The organism is Variovorax sp. J31P179 (genome assembly GCF_030316985.1).
In the GTDB taxonomy this organism is placed as follows: Bacteria; Pseudomonadota; Gammaproteobacteria; order Burkholderiales; family Burkholderiaceae_C; genus Variovorax; species Variovorax ginsengisoli_B.
This window is the reverse complement of sequence record NZ_JASZYL010000014.1, coordinates 1-18,222: the sequence shown is the minus strand read 5'-3', so window position 1 is coordinate 18,222 and position 18,222 is coordinate 1. Positions and strand designations below refer to the sequence as shown.

At 68.6% G+C, this 18,222-nt stretch carries 17 protein-coding genes; 8 read left to right on the top strand and 9 right to left on the bottom strand.

The window, feature by feature from the left end:
* Nucleotides 1–9 precede the first annotated feature (9 nt).
* From QTI17_RS27910 to pbpC, 4 genes are all read left to right on the top strand, one after another.
* On the top strand, nucleotides 10–606 hold the full coding sequence (locus tag QTI17_RS27910; RefSeq protein WP_286536919.1) for a class I SAM-dependent methyltransferase: 597 nt from the start codon (nucleotides 10–12) through the stop codon (nucleotides 604–606).
* 66 nt (nucleotides 607–672) lie between these two features.
* Entirely contained in the window at nucleotides 673–1,299 is a 627-nt protein-coding gene (locus QTI17_RS27905; RefSeq protein WP_286536918.1) for a LysE family translocator, read from the top strand.
* A 23-nt stretch (nucleotides 1,300–1,322) separates the two neighbouring features.
* Complete coding sequence (locus QTI17_RS27900) at nucleotides 1,323–2,228, top strand: polysaccharide deacetylase family protein (RefSeq protein ID WP_286536917.1); 906 nt, start codon at nucleotides 1,323–1,325, stop codon at nucleotides 2,226–2,228.
* The gene (gene pbpC / locus QTI17_RS27895) at nucleotides 2,225–4,372 is read left to right on the top strand and encodes a penicillin-binding protein 1C (protein ID WP_353506734.1); all 2,148 of its coding nucleotides are present in this window, start codon (nucleotides 2,225–2,227) and stop codon (nucleotides 4,370–4,372) included. The genes QTI17_RS27900 and pbpC overlap by 4 nt, the downstream gene beginning before the upstream one ends.
* 302 nt (nucleotides 4,373–4,674) lie before the next feature.
* On the opposite strand, the gene panE is transcribed toward pbpC, so the two are convergent.
* The 7 genes from panE to QTI17_RS27860 form a co-directional block, all read right to left on the bottom strand.
* Nucleotides 4,675–5,610, bottom strand: coding sequence for a 2-dehydropantoate 2-reductase (panE, locus tag QTI17_RS27890; protein WP_286536915.1), 936 nt, complete (start codon nucleotides 5,608–5,610; stop codon nucleotides 4,675–4,677).
* A 71-nt stretch (nucleotides 5,611–5,681) separates the two neighbouring features.
* The gene (gene cynS / locus QTI17_RS27885) at nucleotides 5,682–6,125 is read right to left on the bottom strand and encodes a cyanase (protein ID WP_286536914.1); all 444 of its coding nucleotides are present in this window, start codon (nucleotides 6,123–6,125) and stop codon (nucleotides 5,682–5,684) included.
* 39 nt (nucleotides 6,126–6,164) lie between these two features.
* Nucleotides 6,165–6,992 carry an ABC transporter ATP-binding protein gene (locus tag QTI17_RS27880; protein ID WP_286536913.1) on the bottom strand — a complete coding sequence of 276 codons (828 nt, stop codon included), beginning with the start codon at nucleotides 6,990–6,992 and terminating at the stop codon, nucleotides 6,165–6,167.
* Nucleotides 6,993–7,005: 13 nt separating this feature from the next.
* Nucleotides 7,006–7,866 carry a nitrate ABC transporter permease gene (gene ntrB, locus QTI17_RS27875; RefSeq protein WP_286536912.1) on the bottom strand — a complete coding sequence of 287 codons (861 nt, stop codon included), beginning with the start codon at nucleotides 7,864–7,866 and terminating at the stop codon, nucleotides 7,006–7,008.
* A gap of 5 nt (nucleotides 7,867–7,871) precedes the next feature.
* Nucleotides 7,872–9,236 (bottom strand): CmpA/NrtA family ABC transporter substrate-binding protein, encoded by a 1,365-nt coding sequence (locus QTI17_RS27870; protein ID WP_286536911.1) that lies wholly within the window; start codon nucleotides 9,234–9,236, stop codon nucleotides 7,872–7,874.
* A 144-nt stretch (nucleotides 9,237–9,380) separates the two neighbouring features.
* Nucleotides 9,381–10,058, bottom strand: a complete 678-nt coding sequence (locus tag QTI17_RS27865) for a response regulator (RefSeq protein WP_286536910.1) — start codon at nucleotides 10,056–10,058, stop codon at nucleotides 9,381–9,383.
* Complete coding sequence (locus QTI17_RS27860; protein ID WP_286536909.1) at nucleotides 10,055–11,233, bottom strand: sensor histidine kinase; 1,179 nt, start codon at nucleotides 11,231–11,233, stop codon at nucleotides 10,055–10,057. The genes QTI17_RS27865 and QTI17_RS27860 overlap by 4 nt, the downstream gene beginning before the upstream one ends.
* Before the next feature lie 111 nt (nucleotides 11,234–11,344).
* Between QTI17_RS27860 and QTI17_RS27855 the strand changes: the two genes are divergently transcribed.
* Entirely contained in the window at nucleotides 11,345–12,502 is a 1,158-nt protein-coding gene (locus QTI17_RS27855) for an alpha-hydroxy acid oxidase (protein ID WP_286526923.1), read from the top strand.
* Nucleotides 12,503–12,609: 107 nt separating this feature from the next.
* A complete protein-coding gene (locus tag QTI17_RS27850) occupies nucleotides 12,610–13,950 on the top strand; it encodes an MFS family transporter (RefSeq protein ID WP_286536908.1) in 1,341 nt (446 codons plus the stop codon).
* 1 nt (nucleotide 13,951) lies between these two features.
* On the opposite strand, the gene QTI17_RS27845 is transcribed toward QTI17_RS27850, so the two are convergent.
* Nucleotides 13,952–14,512 carry a putative glycolipid-binding domain-containing protein gene (locus QTI17_RS27845; protein WP_286526925.1) on the bottom strand — a complete coding sequence of 187 codons (561 nt, stop codon included), beginning with the start codon at nucleotides 14,510–14,512 and terminating at the stop codon, nucleotides 13,952–13,954.
* Nucleotides 14,513–14,624: 112 nt separating this feature from the next.
* On the opposite strand from QTI17_RS27845, the gene dinB reads away from it, so the two are divergent.
* A complete protein-coding gene (gene dinB / locus QTI17_RS27840; RefSeq protein ID WP_286537034.1) occupies nucleotides 14,625–15,830 on the top strand; it encodes a DNA polymerase IV in 1,206 nt (401 codons plus the stop codon).
* Here dinB and QTI17_RS27835 read toward each other — a convergent pair.
* Complete coding sequence (locus QTI17_RS27835) at nucleotides 15,827–16,864, bottom strand: purine-nucleoside phosphorylase (RefSeq protein ID WP_286536907.1); 1,038 nt, start codon at nucleotides 16,862–16,864, stop codon at nucleotides 15,827–15,829. The genes dinB and QTI17_RS27835 overlap by 4 nt on opposite strands.
* A gap of 159 nt (nucleotides 16,865–17,023) precedes the next feature.
* Between QTI17_RS27835 and QTI17_RS27830 the strand changes: the two genes are divergently transcribed.
* On the top strand, nucleotides 17,024–18,139 hold the full coding sequence (locus tag QTI17_RS27830) for a DNA topoisomerase IB (protein ID WP_286536906.1): 1,116 nt from the start codon (nucleotides 17,024–17,026) through the stop codon (nucleotides 18,137–18,139).
* Nucleotides 18,140–18,222 lie beyond the last annotated feature (83 nt).

Here is an 18,222-nt window from a genome sequence, read left to right as displayed (position 1 = left end):
AAGGCGCCGATGGCTGCGCCCTCCCCGACCGACCCCTGGCTCGAACGCTGGCTGCCGATGGTGGTCGCGCACGCCGACGGCACGGCGATTCTCGAACTCGGCTGCGGCAGCGGCCGCGACACCCGGACGCTGGCCGCCGCGGGCCTGCCGGTGGTGGGCATCGACCTCAGCGCCGAAGCCATCGAAGAGGCTCGCGCTCGCGTGCCCGCGGCGGAGTTCCATTGCCGGGATATCCGCGAGCCCTTTCCATTGGCCGCCGGCACGGTCGGCGTGGTCGTCGCCAGCCTCTCGCTGCACTATTTCAACTGGCCCGAGACGATGGCGCTGGTCGAGCGCATCCATCGGCAGCTGCGGCCCGGCGGCCTGCTGCTGTGCCGGCTCAACTCGACCCGCGACTTCCATCATGGCGCCCGCCGCGACCTCGAAGCGGGCGCCGACAACTTCTACCTGGTGGACGGCTTCCCCAAGCGCTTCTTCGACCGCGCCGCGATCGACCGGCTGTTCGCCTCGGGCTGGCGCGTGCTGAGCGCCGACGAGCAGGTCGTCGAACGCTATCAGCAGCCCAAGGCCCTGTGGGAAGTCATTCTTGAACGCCAAGATCCCTAGGCGTACTCGCGCCGCCTCCGGGTTGAAGGCACCATTCGACCGTTCGACACAAAGGAAAACCTCGTCATGTCCCTCCAGCTCTGGCTCGCCTTCGTCGCCGCATCGGCGGTGCTGCTGATCATTCCCGGGCCCACCATCCTCACGGTCATCAGCTATTCGGTGGCCCACGGCAAGCGCGCCAACGCGCCGCTGGTGGCGGCCGTCGCGCTCGGCGATTCGACCGCGCTGGTCGTCTCGCTGCTGGGCCTCGGCGCCCTGCTCGCGACCTCGGCCTTCTGGTTCACCGCCATCAAGTGGGTCGGCGGCCTGTACCTGCTCTACCTCGGGATCAAGCTGCTGCGCGCCGGCATCTCGCCGGCCGTGCTGGCGGCGCCCGCCGCGCCCGGCTCGCGCTGGAAGCTGTTTGCCAACACCTACCTCGTGACCGCGCTCAACCCCAAGGGCATCGTCTTCTTCGTCGCCTTCCTGCCGCAGTTCATCGATCCGCGCGCCAGCGTGACGCATCAGCTGTGGGTGCTGGCCCTGACCTTCGTCTCCATGGCGGCGCTCAACGCCACGCTGTATGCGGTGTTCGCGGGCTCGGCGCGGCGCCTGCTGGCTTCGCCGCGCGCGCAGCGGCGCTTCAACCTCGCCGGCGGCTCGCTGCTGTCGGCCGCCGGCATCTGGGCCCTGCTGGCCCGGCGACCGGTGTGAGGCGCCCGATCCGGACATTCCCCATGACCGCCCGCTACCTCGGCCCGCTCCCCGCGCACGGCCGCTTCGACTACTCGCCTATCACCCGGCGGGCCGACCATGCCTGGCCCAACGGCGCCCGGCTGGCGATCTACCTGGGCTTCAACCTGGAGCATTTCGCCTTCGGCGAGGGCATGGGCGCATGCATCGGTCCGGCGCATCCGCATCCGGACGTGCTGAACTTCTCATGGCGCGAATACGGCAACCGGGTCGGCGCCTGGCGCTGTCTCGAACTGTTCGACAGCCTCGGCCTGCCCTCGAGCACCTTGCTCAACACCGCGCTCTACGACCACTGCCCGGAACTGGTCGCGGCCTCGGTCGCGCGGGGCGACGAACTCATCGGCCATGGCCACAGCAACTCCGAGCGCCAGGCCGACATGGCCGAAGCCGAAGAAGCGGCGCTGCTCGCCGACTGCCGCGAACGGATGCAGGCCGAAAGCGGCCAGGCACCGGCCGGCTGGCTGTCGCCCTGGATTTCAGAAAGCCGTCTGACGCCCGACCTGCTGGCCGAGGCCGGCTACGGCTACACCCTCAACTGGTGCCATGACGACCAGCCGATCCGCATGCGCACGCGCAGCGGCCGCACGCTGTGGTCGGTGCCCTATCCGCAGGAACTCAACGACATCCCGATGATCATCGCGCGCCAGATGGACGCCAAGGATTTCGCCGCCATGGTCATCGACAATGCCGACGAGATGCTCGAGCAGTCGCGCCGCCAGCCCCTGGTGATGGGCCTCGCGCTGCACCCCTACATCGTCGGCCAGCCCTACCGGCTGCGGCACCTGCGCCGCGCGCTCGCGCATCTGGCGGGCCTGCGCGACCGCGGCGAGATATGGTTCACCACGCCAGGCGAGATCTGCCGGCACATGGAGCAACTGGAACCGACTTGAAGTCCGCACCACTCGTCCTCGCGCTGGCCGTCCTGCTGGCGGCACCGGCCTGGGCCGGTCTTGCCACCTTCGACGAGGTCCGGCGCGATTTCCGCCCGTCCGACAGCGCGGTGCTGGACCGCGACGGCCTGCTGCTGCAGCGCGTGCGCACCGACACCAGCGTGCGGCGCGGCGACTGGATCGCGCTGGCCGACATCTCGCCGGCCCTGCGCAGCGCAATGCTGCTGAGCGAGGACAAGCGCTTCTACGCGCACAGCGGCGTCGACTGGCGCGCGGTGTCGGCGGCCGCCTGGGGCAACCTCTGGAACACCCGCACCCGCGGCGCATCGACGATCACGATGCAGCTCGCCGGCTTGCTCGACGACGACCTGCACCGCGCCGGGGGCGGACGCAGCCTGGCGCAGAAGCTGGGCCAGACGGTCGCCGCCCAGCAGCTGGAGCGCCAATGGCGCAAGGACCAGATCCTCGAGGCCTACCTCAACACCGTGCCCTTCCGCGGCGAGATCGTCGGCATCGACGCCCTGTCGCGCACGCTGTTCGGCAAGGCGCCGCACGGACTCGACGCCCGCGAGGCGGCGCTGGCGGCCGCGCTGGTGCGAGCGCCCAACGCCAGGCCCGCGCTGGTGGCGCAGCGGGCCTGCGAGCTGATGCGGGCGATGGAGCCCACGGACAAGCCCGACTGCGCGGCGCTCGACATGTTCGCCAGCGCCGCGCTGCAGCGGCGCGCCTTCGATCCGAGCGAAGGCGTCGCGCCGCACCTGGCACGCCGGGCGCTCAAGGAAGCCGGTTATCCGGCCGGGCCGCTGCGAACCACCCTGCGGGCGCCGCTGCAGCGTTTCGCGCTCGATGCGCTGCAGCGCCAGCTGCGCGAACTTCGCGGACGCAACGTCGAGGATGGCGCGCTGGTGGTGCTCGACAACGCCAGCGGCGAGGTGCTGGCCTGGGTCGGTTCGTCCGGCACGCTGAGCCGCGCGGCCGAGGTCGACGGCGTGCTCGCGCAAAGGCAGCCGGGCTCGACCCTCAAGCCCTTCCTCTACGCGCAGGCGCTGGCCGAACGCAGGCTCACGGCCGCTTCGCTGCTGGACGACTCGTCGGCACAGATCAACACCGCCGGCGGCCTGTACATCCCGCAGAACTACGACCGCCAGTTCAAGGGCTACGTCTCGGTGCGCACCGCGCTCGCGGCCTCGCTCAACGTGCCGGCCGTGCGCACGCTGGTGATGGTCTCGCCCGAGGCCTTCGCGCGCCAGCTGCGTGCGGCTGGCCTGCCGCTGGCGCAGAGCGGCGACTACTACGGCTACAGCCTGGCGCTCGGCAGCGCCGAGGTCTCGCTGCTGACGCTCACCAACGGCTACCGGACGCTCGCCAACGGCGGGCGCTTCGGCGACACCCGCGACCTGCCCGGGCCGGCTTCCACCGCCAGGGGCCAGGCCGTCGCCATCGATCCGCGCGCCGCCTTCATCGTCGGCGACATCCTGGCCGACCCGAACGCCCGCGCCCGCACCTTCGGCCTCGACAGCGTGCTCGGCACCCGCTTCTGGAGTGCCGTGAAGACCGGCACCAGCAAGGACATGCGCGACAACTGGGCGATCGGCTGGTCCGAGCGCTACACGGTCGGCGTCTGGGTCGGCAACGCCAGCGGCGCACCGATGTGGGACGTGAGCGGCACCAGCGGGGCCGCGCCGGTCTGGGCGCAGACGATGGCGTTCCTGCATCGCAGCGAACCGAGCCGGGCGCCGACACCGCCGGCCGGCATGCTGCAGGCGCAGGTGCGCTTCGGCGATGCGCTCGAGGCGGCACGCAGCGAGTGGTTCATCGCCGGCACCGAGCAGCCCCTGTTCGCGATCGCGCCCGAAGCGTCGGCGGCGCAGGCGGCGCCGCGCATCACGACGCCGGCGGACGGCACGATCCTCGCGCTCGACCCCGACATCCCGCCGGATCGTCAGCGCGTGCGCTTCGAGGCCGAGGGCCGCGGCGTGCAATGGCGCATCGACGGCAAGCCCCTGGCGCGCGGTGCCAGCGCGCAATGGCTGCCCTGGCCCGGCCGGCATCGGGTGCAGCTGATCGACGCGCGCGGCCAGGTGGCCGACGAAATCAGGCTCGAGGTGCGCGGCGCCGGCGTGGTGGAAAGCGCCAGGCATTGAGGCAGGCGAAGGCGTCCGACGCCTGTCAGCCGCGACCGACGGCCCGCAACCGACAAACGGCGTACAGCCGGCCCGCGCTGCGGCCCACGCCGTCTCAGGCTGGCGACTGCTGCCGCCGTCGCGCCGACGGCGCTATACCTTCACACATGGGAGTTCGCTCCACACCGCTACGGAGGCCGTGATGCTGATCAAGATGACAACCGTGCCGCAAGCCCAGGACCCGCAGATCGTGGTCGCATGGATTCGGGCCTGCATCTGGGCCGGTATCGAGGGCTGGCCCTTCTGCAGGCTGAAGTAGCCGATCAGCCGCGGTTCGCTTCCCGCGCTCGCCGGGCCTCGTAGGCCAGCAAGTGAGCGCAGGCGATCCGCAGCGGCGTGACCCGTTCGCCGCCGTCGGCCCTGCGGCGCAACAAGTCGCCCACGATGTGATCGGCTTCGATCGCGGCACCGCGTTCGATATCCTTGAACATCGACGCCGTCATCGAGGAACCCTTGACCTTCAGCATCGCATGCGCGCGTGCCAGCGACTCCGGTCGCGGCGCAAAGCCGTTGTGGGCCAGGATCGCGGCGCACTCGTCCACCATGGCGTCCGCGACATCGGTGCCGCCGCTTTGCACGATGTCGCCGACGGTGCCGCGCATCAGGCAGGTCATGCTGGCGGCCGAGGCGATGAACATCCACTTCTCCCACATGTCCTGCAGGATGTTGCCGGAGGCGCGGGCATCGAAGTTCGCGCCGGCAAAGGCGCGCACGAGGGCCTGCACGCGGGCCGAAAGCTCGCCGTTCAACTCGCCATAGGTCAGGCCGTGCATGTCGTTGTGATGCAGCACCGTGCCCTCGTCGTCCAGGGACGCCGAGATCATGCACAGTCCGCCGAGCACGCGCTCGGCGCCGAAGCGATTGCCGAGTTCGTCCAGATGGCGCATGCCGTTCAGCAAGGGAAGAATGGCCGTCTCGGGTCCGACCGCGGGCGCGAACGATGTCATCGTCTCTGCCAGGTCGTAGGCCTTGCAGCCGACCACGACGACATCGAAGGGGCCTTCGATGCCATCGGCCTGCACCGAAGGCGGCGCCGGCAGCGCCAGGTCGCCCTTCGGGCTCTTGATCACCAGGCCGGTCTTCGCGAGTTGCGCCGCCCTTCGCGGGCGCAGCAGGAAGGTGACATCCTTGCCTGCCTCGAGCAGCCGGCCGCCGAAATACCCGCCGAGCGCACCCGCGCCCACTACCAGGATCCGCATGAATCTTTCCTCGTCGATGTTGGACGAGGGATTCTGCGCCGATGCCTGCAAATCTGCTGGCGGCTGCCCGATCAGTAGGTCTTGTACGGCAGGAACTTCCCCGACAGCACCACGTTCACGCGGTCGCCCTTGGGGTCGGCCTGGCGCTGGATGTCCATGCTGAAGTCGATCGCGCTCATGATGCCGTCGCCGAACTCCTCGTGGATCAGTTCCTTGATCGTCGTGCCGTAGACGCTCACCACCTCGTACCAGCGGTAGATCAGCGGGTCGGTCGGCACCGGTGTCGGCAGCGAGCCCTTGTACGGCACCACCTGCAGCCACTTCTGCTCCTCGGCCGTGAGCCCGAAGATCTTGCCGATCACCTTGGCCTGGGCGGCGTCGAGCGTCATCTGGCCGAGGCAGGCGGCGGTGGTCCACTCCTTCGACAAGCCGACCTTCTTCGCCACGTCGGCCCACTGGATGCCCTTGGCCACTTTCACGGTGACGATCTTCTCGGTGACATCGTTGCGATTCATTTCGAATGCTCCTGTTGGTTGTGATGAATGGGGGAAAAGTCAGGCCGCCCTGGCGCGCGTGACAAGGAAGTCGACGATGTGGTTGCGCAGCGCGTAGTAGCCATCGAGGTGGTGCAGCCCGGCGCGCGCGCGCTCGCGCGGCAGCGGATTGACCACGGTCTCGGCGATGTTGCCGGGCCGGTAGCCCGCCGCGGTCTCGCTGCCGTTGCGCATCAGCAGGATGCGGTCGGCCAGCAGGATCGCCTCGTCGACATCGTGCGTGATCATGAAGACCGTCTGCCGGGTCTGGCGCACGATCGCCATCAGCTCGTCCTGGATGGTGCCGCGCGTGAGCGCATCCAGCGCGCCGAAGGGCTCGTCGAGCAGCAGCATCTTGGGTTGGATCGAGAAGGCCCGCGCGATGCCCACGCGTTGCTTCATCCCGCCCGAGAGCTGCGAGGGCTTCTTGTCGATCGCGCCGTCGAGGCCGACCAGCGACACGAACCTGCGCACCTGCTCGTCGACCTTGGCAGCCGGCCATTCGGGCCAGCGCGACTGCACCGCGAAGGCGATGTTGCGCCGCACCGTGAGCCAGGGCATCAAGGCGTGGCTCTGGAACACCACGCCGCGTTCGAGGCTGGGTCCTGCGACTTCGCGCCCGTCCATGAACACATGGCCGCCGGTCGCCGCATCGAGCCCGGCCAGCACGTTGAGGATGGTCGTCTTGCCGCAGCCCGAGTGGCCGATGATGCAGACGAACTCGCCGCGGTCGAGCGTGAAGCCGACATCCGCGAACACCGGCTTGCCCGGCACGAAGGATTTCGAGAGCCCCTCGATGCGCAGGAAGGCGCTGCCGCCGGCAGGCACGGCGGCGATGCTTGCTTTCATTGCGATCCCCTGGTCACTCCACATAGGTCACCTTCCTCTGCAGGCCGGCGAAGGCCATGTCGAGCAGCATGCCGACGACACCGATCACGAGGATCGCGAAGATCACGTTGGTGAGCGACAGGTTGTTCCATTCGTTCCAGACGAAGTAGCCGATGCCGGTGCCGCCGACCAGCATCTCGGCGGCCACGATCACCAGCCAGGCGATGCCCATGCTGATCCGCATGCCGGTCAGGATCGTCGGCGCCGCCGCCGGCAGGATCACGCGGAAGGCGCGCCGCAGCGGCTTCACCTCGAGCGTGCTGGCCACGGCGAGCCATTCGCGCTTGACCGAGGCGACGCCGAAGGCGGTGTTGAGCAGCATCGGCCACACCGAGCAGATGAAGATCACGAAGATGCCGCTGGTGGACGAATCCTTGATCGTGTAGAGCGCGAGCGGCATCCAGGCCAGCGGCGAGATCGGCTTCAGCACCTGGATGAAGGGGTCGAAGGCCTTCTGCAGCAGCGGCGACATGCCGATCACGAAACCCAGCGGCACCGCGACCAGGCAGGCCAGCAGGAAGCCGAGCGCCACGCGGCCCAGCGACCAGGCGAGCTGGATCGCGATGCCCTTGTCGTTCGGGCCGTTGTCGTAGAACGGGTTCGACAGGTGCTTCCATGCGGTCGCGCCGATCTCGGCCGGCGTCGGAAAGCCGGCCGCCTTCACCTGGCCCGGGTCCTTGCCGAGCATCTTCTGGTACTCGATCTGCTCGGCCGTCATGCCGGCCTGCGAGGCCGCAGCGCCCGACGACTGGGTCGCCACCTGCCAGACCGCGAGGAAGGCCAGGAACAGCGCCAGCGACAGCAGCGCGGACCTGAGCCGCAGCGACTTCTTCATGTCGTTCAGCCGGCCAGCTTGCTGATCGCGAAGCTGCGCGCGTACTCGTCCGGCTTCGCCGGATCGAACACGCGCCCCATGATCGTGAACTTCGGATAGGCGCCCTCGGGGGGCGTCTGGCCGAGCTCCCTCATGCGCTTCCTGGCATCGGTGATCAGGAACACCTTTTCGGCCAGCTGCTTGTAGTCGACCTCGCCCTTGACGTAGCCCCAGCGCTTCATCTGCGTCAGCATCCAGACCGCCATCGACTGCCAGGGGATCGGGTCGAAGTCGATCCGGTCGGGCACCGTTCGGATGTTGCCCAGGCCGTCGGCGAAGCGGCCGGTCAGCACCTGGGTCAGCACGGTCTCGGGCTGGTTCAGGTACTGCGCCGGCGCGATCACCTTGGCGATCAGCTCGCGGTTCTTGGCCTCGCGCGCCATCGCCGAGGCGGTCAGCACGGCGCGCGTGAGCGCCGCGAAAGTGTTCGGATTCTGCTGGATGAAGGCGCTCGAGGTGCCGAAGGCGCAGCACGGATGGCCGTTCCAGATCTCCTTGGTCAGGATGTGGATGAAGCCGACTTCCTCGAACACCGCGCGCTGGTTGAACGGATCGGGCCCGAGGTAGCCGTCGATGTTGCCGGCCCGCAGGTTGGCCACCATCTCGGCCGGCGGCACGACGCGGATCTGGATGTCGGTGTCGGGGTTGAGGCCCGCTTCCGCCACGTAGTAGCGCAAGAGGAAGTTGTGCATGCTGTACTCGAAGGGCACCGCGAACTTGAAGCCCTTCCACAGCTTCGGATCGCGCTTGTCCTTGTGCTTGTTGGCCAGCGTGATCGCCTGGCCGTTGGTGTTCTGGATCGCGGCCACGTTCATCGGCGTCGCATTGGCGCCGGCGCCCATCGAGATCGCGAGCGGCATCGGCGACAGGAAATGCGTGGCGTCGTATTCCTTGTTGAGCATCTTGTCGCGGATCAGCGCCCAGCCCGCGGTCTTCACGACCTCCACGTTGAGCCCCTGCTTCTGATAGAAGCCCAGCGGATGCGCCATGATCAGCGGCGTCGCGCAGGTGATCGGGATGAAGCCGATCTTCAGGTCCTTCTTCTCGAGCGGCCCCTTGTCCTGCGCCATCGCCTGCAGCGCACCGAGCGGCAATACGGACAGGATCGCGGCGCGCGCGGTATTGGCACCCACCGCGCGCAGGAAGCCGCGGCGCACGCTGTCGACCGGGAACAGCGCCTTCACCAGGCTGGCCTCGAGCTTGGCGTTCGCGTCCTCGATCGCGCCGACATGCGCGCCGGGCGCATGGTCGCGGCCGCAGGCACAGCGCATCGCGAGCGGGCGGTCGGCGTCGAAGGGGTCGCTGGCCGGGGCTTCAGGCAGTCTGGACATGGTGCACCTCGTTGAAAAGATGAGGGGCACGATGCAAGTGCCGGGCCGGTTGGCCCGCCTGCAGGCGTCGCCATGAAAGATCGCGGGGCCCCGGTCGATGCCGTGTAGGGGCAGCACTACACGGCGGGCCCAGCCCGCTCTTCTTCAGCCCGACGGCGTGCCCTTGGCGTGGCGCTCGGCATACAGCGCGAGCTCGACGTCGTTCTTGGTCCCGGTCTTCTCGAGGATGCGGGCCCGGTAGGTGCTGACCGTATTGGGCGCCAGGCCGAGCCGCGCACCGATTTCGCTCACGGTCTGGCCGGCCGTGAGCAGCCTGAAGACCTGGTGCTCGCGGTGCGAGAGCGCATCGGCGCCCTGCCCGGCGGCGCTGCCGACCGCCGCGGCCAGCGCCTCCGCGGTCGCCGGCGACACGTACCTGCCGCCGGCCGCCACCTTGCGCACCGCGCCGACCATGTCGTCCGGGTCGGCGCTCTTGTGCAGGTAGCCGGCGGCGCCGAGCTTGATGCAGCGCACCGCATACTGCTTCTCGGGGTAGGTGCTGAGCATCAGCACCGGGAGCGCGGGCCACTGCTTGCGCAAGGCCTGCAGCACGTCCAGCCCGTCGCGGCCCGGCAGCGCGATGTCGAGCAGCACCACGTCCAGGCCTTCCGGACCGCCGAGCGCCGCCACGCGATCGAGCACCTCCGCGCCGGTCTGCGCCTCGCCGGCCACCACCATCTCCGGAGCCCCGTTGGCGAGGTCGCCCAGCACCTGCTTGAGCCCTTCGCGCACGATGCGGTGGTCGTCGCCGATCAGCACGCGGATGTCCTTGTCTTCTCTCATGGCAAGGGCAGCTCCAGGCTGAAGACGCTGCCCGCGCCGGGCTCGCTCCGGATCTCGACGCGACCGCCGAAGTGCAGCGCCCGTTCGCGCATGCCCTGCACGCCGTAGGCGGTCGCGGCCTCGAAGACATGGGCCGGCGCCCCGATGCCATCGTCGCGCACGCGGATGTGCAACTGCCCGGCCACGGCCTCGATGCGGATCTCGAGACGGCTCGCACGCGCATGCCGCCCGACGTTGCTGAGCATCTCCTGGAAGATCCTGAACACCGCGATCGCGGCCGGCTCGGGCAGCTCGACGCCGGGCGCGACATCCATCTGCCAGTCGAGCGCGAGTTCGGCCGACTGCACGAACTCGTGAGCCTGCCATTCGAGCGCCGCCCACAGCCCCTGGTGGTCGAGGATGCTGGGCCGCAGGTCGGTGATGATGCGGCCGACGTTGTCGACCGCACGCTCGATCAGCCCGCTCATGTTGCGGCACTTGCTGCGCATCAGCGTGCGCATCTGCTGCGCGTCGTCGGGCGCCCGCTCCTGCTGCTCGCCGAGTCGCTTGCCGATCCAGTCGACGTCCATCTTGAGCGCCACCAGCAGGCTGCCGAGTTCGTCGTGCACCTCGCGCGCGATGCGGGTGCGCTCGTCCTCGCGCACCTTGTCGAGCCAGGCCGAGAGTTCGCGCAGCTGCGCCAGCGCGTCGCTCAACGCGCGCGTGCGCTCCTCCACGCGCAGCCCGAGCTCGTCCTTGGCCTGCTGCAGCGCCTGCGCCGAGCGCCGGCGTTCGGTGATGTCGACGAAGGTGATGACCGCGCCGCGCACCTGGCCGCCGTCCAGGATCGGATGGCTCGAATACTCGACCGCGAAGGCGCTGCCGTCGCGGCGCCAGAAGACCTCGGTGTCGATGCGGCAGGCGAGGCCCCGCCGGAACGCGTTGAAGATCGGGCAGTCGGTGTCGGCGTAGTGCGAGCCGTCGGGATGCGAGTGGTGCGTGAGCTCGTGCATGTTGCGGCCCAGCACCTCGGTGCGCTCGTGTCCCAGCATCTGCGCGCCGGCCCGGTTGATGAACATGCAGTGGCCGTCGAGGTCGATGCCGAAGATGCCCTCGCCCGTCGATTCGAGCAGCAGGCCGAGCTGGTGCTGCCACAGGGGATGGCTGGCCGGGGCGGGCAGGACGGGCGTTTCCATGCACCAGATGCAAGCAACTGCCGTGCCGCCTTGGTGCACCGGTTACAGGGCGCCGAGCCGTCCCGAAGATAATACCCATTGCGCAGCCACAGAACCCAGGAGCCTTTTCTCGTGCCAGACCTGTCCAAGATCACGACCATCGAAGACCTGCGAGTCATCGCCAAGCGCCGCGTGCCACGCATGTTCTACGACTACGCCGACTCCGGCGCCTGGACCGAAGGCACCTACCGCGCCAACGAAAGCGACTTCCAGAAGATCAAGCTGCGCCAGCGCGTGGCGGTCAACATGGAGGGCCGCTCGACCCGCACCACGATGATCGGCCAGGAGGTCGCGATGCCGGTGGCCATCGCCCCGACCGGCCTCACCGGCATGCAGCATGCCGACGGAGAGATCCACGGCGCGCGTGCCGCCAAGGCCTTCGGCATCCCGTTCACGCTCTCGACCATGAGCATCTGCTCGCTCGAGGACATCGCCGAGAAGACCGACCGCCATCCGTTCTGGTTCCAGCTCTACGTGATGCGCGACCGCGACTTCATCGAGCGCCTGATCGAGCGCGCCCGCGCCGCCAACGTCAGCGCGCTGCAGCTCACGCTCGACCTGCAGATCCTCGGCCAGCGCCACAAGGACATCAAGAACGGCCTCACGGCGCCGCCCAAGCCGACGCTCAAGAACCTCATGAACCTGGCGACCAAGCCGCGCTGGTGCATGGGCATGCTGGGCACCAAGCGCCGCACCTTCGGCAACATCGCGGGCCATGCCAAGGGCGTGAAGGACCTGTCCTCGCTGTCGTCGTGGACCGCCGAGCAATTCGACCCGACCCTCAGCTGGGCCGACGTCGAGTGGATCAAGAAGCTCTGGGGCGGCAAGCTGATCCTGAAGGGCATCATGGACGTCGAGGACGCGCGCCTGGCGGCGGCCAGCGGCGCCGATGCGCTGATCGTCTCGAACCACGGCGGCCGCCAGCTCGACGGCGCGCCCTCCTCGATCGCGGCGCTGCCGGCGATCGCCGAGGCGGTGGGCACCGAGATCGAGGTCTGGATGGACGGCGGCATCCGCAGCGGCCAGGACGTGCTCAAGGCGCGCGCGCTGGGCGCCCACGGCACGATGATCGGCCGCAGCTTCCTCTACGGCCTGGGCGCCTACGGCGAGGCCGGCGTGACCCGCGCGCTGCAGATCATCCACAAGGAACTCGACATCACGATGGCTTTCTGCGGCCGCACGCAGATCGACCAGGTCGACTCCAGCATCCTTTTGCCCGGCACCTTCTGAACGTGAAGGCGCGCTGCCAGTCGGGTCACGGCCCCGGCTGACAGCGTCGGCGGGCGCCATGGGGCATCATCGAGAGCGCCATAACAACTCGATAGAAGCACTTCTCCATGAGCTCCGCCGCGTCCGCTGCGGGGACGGCTGCGGCCGTCGATCCCGCCATCTCCCACCGCCCCTACACCTCCGAAGAAAAGCGCCACCGCATCTTCGCGATCATGGCGGCCTCTTCAGGCAACCTGGTCGAGTGGTTCGACTTCTACGTCTACGCCTTCAGCGCGCTTTATTTCGCGCCCTCCTTCTTTCCCAAGTCCGACCCGACCGCGCAGCTGCTCAACACCGCCGGCGTGTTCGCCGCCGGCTTCCTGATGCGCCCGATCGGCGGCTGGCTGTTCGGCCGCGTCGCCGACCGCTACGGCCGCCGCACCTCGATGCTGATCTCGGTCACCATGATGTGCGCCGGCTCGCTCGCCATCGCCTGCCTGCCCACCTATGCGGCGATCGGCGCCTGGGCGCCCTTCCTGCTGCTGGTCTGCCGGCTGTTCCAGGGCCTGTCGGTGGGTGGCGAGTACGGCACCACCGCCACCTACATGAGCGAGGTCGCGCTGCGCGGCCAGCGCGGCTTCTTCTCGTCCTTCCAGTACGTCACGCTGATCGGCGGCCAGCTGCTCGCGGTGCTCGTCATCGTGATCCTCGAACAGCTGCTGAGCGAGGCCGAGCTCAAGGCCTGGGGCTGGCGCATCCCCTTCGTGATCGGCGCCATCGCGGCGGTCGTGGCGCTGTTCCTGCGCCGCACTTTGCACGAGACGCAAAGCGCCGAATCGCGCGCCAGCAAGGAGGCCGGCAGCCTCGCGGGACTCTTCAAGCATCACAAGGCCGCCTTCTTCACCGTGCTCGGCTACACCGCCGGCGGCTCGCTGATCTTCTACACCTTCACGACCTACATGCAGAAGTACCTGGTCAACACGGTCGGCCTGCCGATCAAGACCACCAGCTACGTGATGACGGTCGCGCTGTTCGTCTACATGTGCATGCAGCCGCTGTTCGGCGCGCTGTCAGACCGCATCGGCCGGCGCACCAACATGCTGTTGTTCGGCGGCCTGGGTGCCGTCGCGACGGTGCCTATCCTGACCGCGCTGCAGGGCGTGACCAGCCCCGTCGCGGCCTTCCTGCTGATCATCCTGGCCCTGGCCATCGTGAGCTTCTACACCTCGATAAGCGGCATCGTGAAGGCCGAGATGTTCCCACCCGAAGTGCGCGCGCTGGGTGTCGGGCTGGCCTATGCGGTGGCCAATGCGATCTTCGGCGGGTCGGCCGAGTACGTCGCGCTGGGGCTCAAGTCTATCGGCCACGAGAGCGCCTTCTTCTGGTACGTGACCGGCATGATGGTGGTGGCTTTCGCGGTCGCCTGGCGGCTTCCGAAGCAGGCCTCCTACCTGCGCCACGACCACTGACTCAGGCTTCGGCTTCCCACATCGTGGGGTAGCGACGAATGAAGCCGTCGGGCGTGACTTCGAGCATCGCTTCGTAGTCGAAGCGCGGTGCCGCGTACCAGTAGTCGCTGTCGCTGCGCCGCTCGTAGCGCTGCTGGAGCTCGGTCAGGCCGCCGCCGTCGAGGTCGAGCCAGGCCACCGGCGCATCGGCGGATTCGCCGGCCGCCAGGTGCAGCCGGCGCAGCTGCAGCAGGTTGGTCGCCGGCGTGAAGCCGAGGTCCAGATCGACGCAGTGACCGAGTTCGGCGACCGGCACGTCATTGAGCTTCCAGACGCCATGGGCGCCGTGGACGATCGACAGGTCGATGGCCTCGCCGCCGAGCCAGCCGCGCACCGTGCACCACTGGGTATGCCAGGCGCGGTCGCAGCGCACGCGGTAGTGCAGCTGGGCGACCCGGCCGTCCTCGTGGCGGAAGGCGGCCCCGCCGTCAATCTGCCAGTTCTCGCCCGCGCGCTCGAGCCGGCAGACGTCGTGGCCCGGTTGCCCGAGGCGGCGCCAGAGGATCGTTGCGAGCGTCTGCATGGGCCGGATCATGGCACCGCCATGCCATCCAGCGCAAGCCTCGCCGCGGCGGCGGTGGGCGACAATCGAAGCCGTGACGACCGCACCGATCCGCCGCATCGCCCACCTCGACATGGACGCTTTCTACGCCTCTGTCGAACTGCTGCGCTACCCGCAGCTCAAGGGCCTGCCGATGGTGATCGGCGGCGGCCGGCGCAAAGTCGACGAGGCGCTGCGCAACGTGCCCGAAGGCGGCACCCTGGCCGACATCCCGGTGGCCGCCTTCCCGCTGCTCAAGGACTACGCCGGCCGCGGCGTCATCACCACCGCCACCTACGCGGCGCGACAGTTCGGCATCGGCTCGGCGATGGGGCTCATGAAGGCTGCCAAGCTGTGCCCGCAGGCGCTGATCCTGCCGGTGGACTTCGACGAATACCGCCGATACTCGCGCCGCTTCAAGCAGGTCATCACCGAGATCGCCCCGCTCATGGAGGACCGCGGCGTCGACGAGGTCTACATCGATTTCACCGATGTGCCGGGCGGCCAGCGCGAAGGCGGGCGGGTGCTGGCCCGGCTGATCCAGAAGTCGATTCTCGAAGCCACCGGCCTGACCTGCTCGATCGGCGTCGCGCCCAACAAGCTGCTGGCCAAGATGGCCAGCGAGTTCGACAAGCCGAACGGCATCTCGATCGTGTTCGAGCGCGACCTGCAGGCCCGCATCTGGCCGCTGCCCTGCCGCAAGGTCAACGGCATCGGGCCCAAGGCCGACGAGAAGCTGCAGGGCCACGGCATCCGCACCATCGGCGAACTCGCCGCGAAGGAGCGCGACTGGCTCATCGCCCACTTCGGCAAGGCCACCGGTGCCTGGATGCACGAGGTCGCCTGGGGACGCGACGAGCGGCCGGTCGTGACCGAGAGCGAGCCGGTGTCGATGAGCCGCGAGACCACCTTCGAGCGCGACCTGCATGCGGTGCGCGACCGCGCCGAGCTCGGCGCCATCTTCACCCGCCTGTGCGAGCAGCTGGCCGCAGACCTGCAGCGCAAGGGCTACGTCGGCAAGACCATCGGCATCAAGCTGCGCTACGGCGACTTCAAGATCGCGACCCGCGACCAGACCATCGAATCCTTCACGGCCGATGCGAAGGCGATCCGCCGGATCGCCGGCCAATGCCTCAAGCGGGTGCCGCTCGAGCGGCCGCTGCGCCTGCTGGGCGTGCGGGTCGGCACACTCGCCAGGGCCGGCGAAGCCGCCGCTGAGCCGGTGGTGCTGGGCGGCGCGGCGCGGCGCGGCAAGGCACCGGCCGACGAGGCGGCCGCGCAGACCGCCTCCTTGTTCTAGCGCGCCGGAAGCGGCGGCACGCCGGCCTGCCACTGCGGCCAGTCGGCGACGATGTGATCGACCACGCGGCTGCCGACGAGCTCGACGTTCTGGACCGTCTCGGCAAAGCCGCCGGCGGTTTCGCCGGGTGCCGGGTCCAGGTGCTGCAGGGTGGTCTCGCGCGGGTTGCCCTGGTCGAAATTGACCGCCCCGCGCAGGCTCATCACCCGGTCGGTCCCGTACTGGCGCTTGATCACCAGCGTGATCGCGGCCGCCTCCATCTCGGTGATCACGTAGTCGTCGGCGCCGTACAGCTTGGCGATGTACTGCGCCTGGTTCGACATGCCGGGGCCGTGGAAGAAGGTGTCGCCGGTCATGTGGGTGCCGGTGCCGACGAAGGGCGCGCGCCGCGCCGCCGCCTGCGGGTAGCGCAGGCGGTAGGCCTTGGCGGAATCGGAGTCCTTCAGCGGGGTGTCGGCCGACAGCTTCATCGCCCAGGCGACCAGTTCGGGATTGAGCTTGAAGCGGCGGTATTCCTCGTAGCCCTTGCGCGGCATGAAGGTGGGTTCGCCGGCCTTGTTCTCCTCCGGCGCCCAGCGGTGGCCGAGGTCGTAGTCGACCAGCCACGTGGCCCAGCTGACCTCGCCGATGGTGCCGCGCGAGGGCGGCGTGCCGGCAACGCCGGATATCACGTAGTAGGCCTTCGAGAAATCGAACTTCGGGCTGGTCAGGATCGCCTGCATCGACGCCGACGAGTTGACCTTGCCCATGCCGAGCACCGAGCCGCAGACGCCGTCCGTGTTGCAGTACACGGGCTGCAGCGCACCGGGCACGGTCACCGGCACGGCCCCCTTCCAGTAGCGCTCGTACCAGTGCTGGAACTCGCCGGCGCGGTCCCCGGTGTTCTGGCCGATCTCGAACATGGCGCCGACGAAGACCTTGACCTTGACGGGCTCGGCGACGCGCGTCGGCGCGACCGAGCTGCAGGCTGCAGCGAGCACGACAACGGCAGGAAGCGCACCCCAACGGGCGCGACGGGACCAGACTGACGACATGGAAATCTCCGGGAGAAAGGGAATTCGATAAGAAAGCAGGACGGTGCGACAGGTGTGCTTCGCACCGGCAACGCTTGCAGCGTCCTACAGCGGCGCGCCGACCGCATCGGCAGGCTGTAGATCTCTCTGCACTGCTCGGTCGAGATTGTCGCAAACACCATGCCCACCGCGAATCCACGCCCCGTTCCCCTTGCCAACGGTCTGGTCTACGTGAATCCCGACATGCCGGGCTGGAGCCGGGTCCGGCGTGGCGCCGGTTTTCGCTACCGGGACAGCCGCGGCAACTGGCTGCGCGACGACGATGAGATCCTGCGCATTCGCCGCCTCGCGATACCACCGGCCTACGACAAGGTATGGATCTGCCCGGTCGCGAACGGCCACCTGCAGGCCACCGGGATCGACGCACGTGGCCGCAAACAGTACCGGTATCACGTCGAATGGCGTACGTTGAAGGACGAACGCAAATTCGAGCGGCTGGAAGCCTTCGGGCGCGCACTGCCTGCGATTCGCCGCCGCGTGGCGCGCGACCTGGCCACCGGCGCCAAGGCGCCGCTGCAGCGGCAATCGGTCATGGCCACCCTGGTGCGCTTGCTCGACACCACCTTCCTGCGCGTGGGCAACGAGGAATACGCCAGCAGCAACGGCTCGTACGGGCTCACGACGCTGCGCAACAGGCACGTCGACATCCAGGGCAGCGCACTCATGCTGCGTTTTCGCGGCAAGAGCGGCGTGATGCACGAGGCCCGCGTGGACGATGCGCGCATCGCGGCGATCGTGCGCCGGTGCCAGCAACTGCCCGGCCAGGAGCTGTTCCAGTATCAATCGGACGACGGCAGTGCGCGCGGCATCTCGTCGACCGATGTGAACGACTACTTACGCGAGATCGCCGATGGAGACTTCACGGCCAAGGACTTTCGCACTTGGCACGGAACGGTCCAGGCGCTCGAACTGACGCGCATCGCATGTACCACGGGCGAACCCGATGCCGTGCGCTACAGCGCGAAGGAAATCATCTCGGCAGTGGCGAAACAACTGGGCAACACGCCGGCCGTGTGCAAGAAGTCCTATGTGCACCCTGCCGTCCTCGCACTCGGCAACGCACTGGCTGGAAAGGCCGACGCCATCGCCGAGATCTGGACCCGGATCGGCGAACGCGCGCAGGGCAGGCGCCATCTGTATGCAGCCGAAGCCCGCTTGCTGGAATTCCTGCGTCAGCACCGGCTGAGCGCCAAACGCAATTCCAGATCCCCCAAAGCAAAACGCCCAGCCTTTTGAGGGGCTGGGCGGTTTGGGCTGTAAGAGCCTGACGATGACCTACTTTCACACGGGAACCCGCACTATCATCGGCGCTGAGGCGT

Excerpts from the sequence above, each read along its gene's own strand:
- QTI17_RS27910 (WP_286536919.1), top strand. The coding sequence starts at position 10 with ATGGCTGCGCCCTCCCCGACCGACCCCTGGCTCGAACGCTGGCTGCCG.
- QTI17_RS27830 (WP_286536906.1), top strand. The coding sequence starts at position 17,024 with ATGCCCACCGCGAATCCACGCCCCGTTCCCCTTGCCAACGGTCTGGTC.
- dinB (WP_286537034.1), top strand. The coding sequence starts at position 14,625 with ATGGACGCTTTCTACGCCTCTGTCGAACTGCTGCGCTACCCGCAGCTC.
- QTI17_RS27835 (WP_286536907.1), bottom strand. The coding sequence starts at position 16,864 with ATGTCGTCAGTCTGGTCCCGTCGCGCCCGTTGGGGTGCGCTTCCTGCC.
- QTI17_RS27865 (WP_286536910.1), bottom strand. The coding sequence starts at position 10,058 with ATGAGAGAAGACAAGGACATCCGCGTGCTGATCGGCGACGACCACCGC.
- QTI17_RS27850 (WP_286536908.1), top strand. The coding sequence starts at position 12,610 with ATGAGCTCCGCCGCGTCCGCTGCGGGGACGGCTGCGGCCGTCGATCCC.
- QTI17_RS27900 (WP_286536917.1), top strand. The coding sequence starts at position 1,323 with ATGACCGCCCGCTACCTCGGCCCGCTCCCCGCGCACGGCCGCTTCGAC.
- QTI17_RS27905 (WP_286536918.1), top strand. The coding sequence starts at position 673 with ATGTCCCTCCAGCTCTGGCTCGCCTTCGTCGCCGCATCGGCGGTGCTG.
- QTI17_RS27845 (WP_286526925.1), bottom strand. The coding sequence starts at position 14,512 with ATGCAGACGCTCGCAACGATCCTCTGGCGCCGCCTCGGGCAACCGGGC.
- QTI17_RS27870 (WP_286536911.1), bottom strand. The coding sequence starts at position 9,236 with ATGTCCAGACTGCCTGAAGCCCCGGCCAGCGACCCCTTCGACGCCGAC.
- cynS (WP_286536914.1), bottom strand. The coding sequence starts at position 6,125 with ATGAATCGCAACGATGTCACCGAGAAGATCGTCACCGTGAAAGTGGCC.
- QTI17_RS27880 (WP_286536913.1), bottom strand. The coding sequence starts at position 6,992 with ATGAAAGCAAGCATCGCCGCCGTGCCTGCCGGCGGCAGCGCCTTCCTG.
- panE (WP_286536915.1), bottom strand. The coding sequence starts at position 5,610 with ATGCGGATCCTGGTAGTGGGCGCGGGTGCGCTCGGCGGGTATTTCGGC.
- ntrB (WP_286536912.1), bottom strand. The coding sequence starts at position 7,866 with ATGAAGAAGTCGCTGCGGCTCAGGTCCGCGCTGCTGTCGCTGGCGCTG.
- QTI17_RS27860 (WP_286536909.1), bottom strand. The coding sequence starts at position 11,233 with ATGGAAACGCCCGTCCTGCCCGCCCCGGCCAGCCATCCCCTGTGGCAG.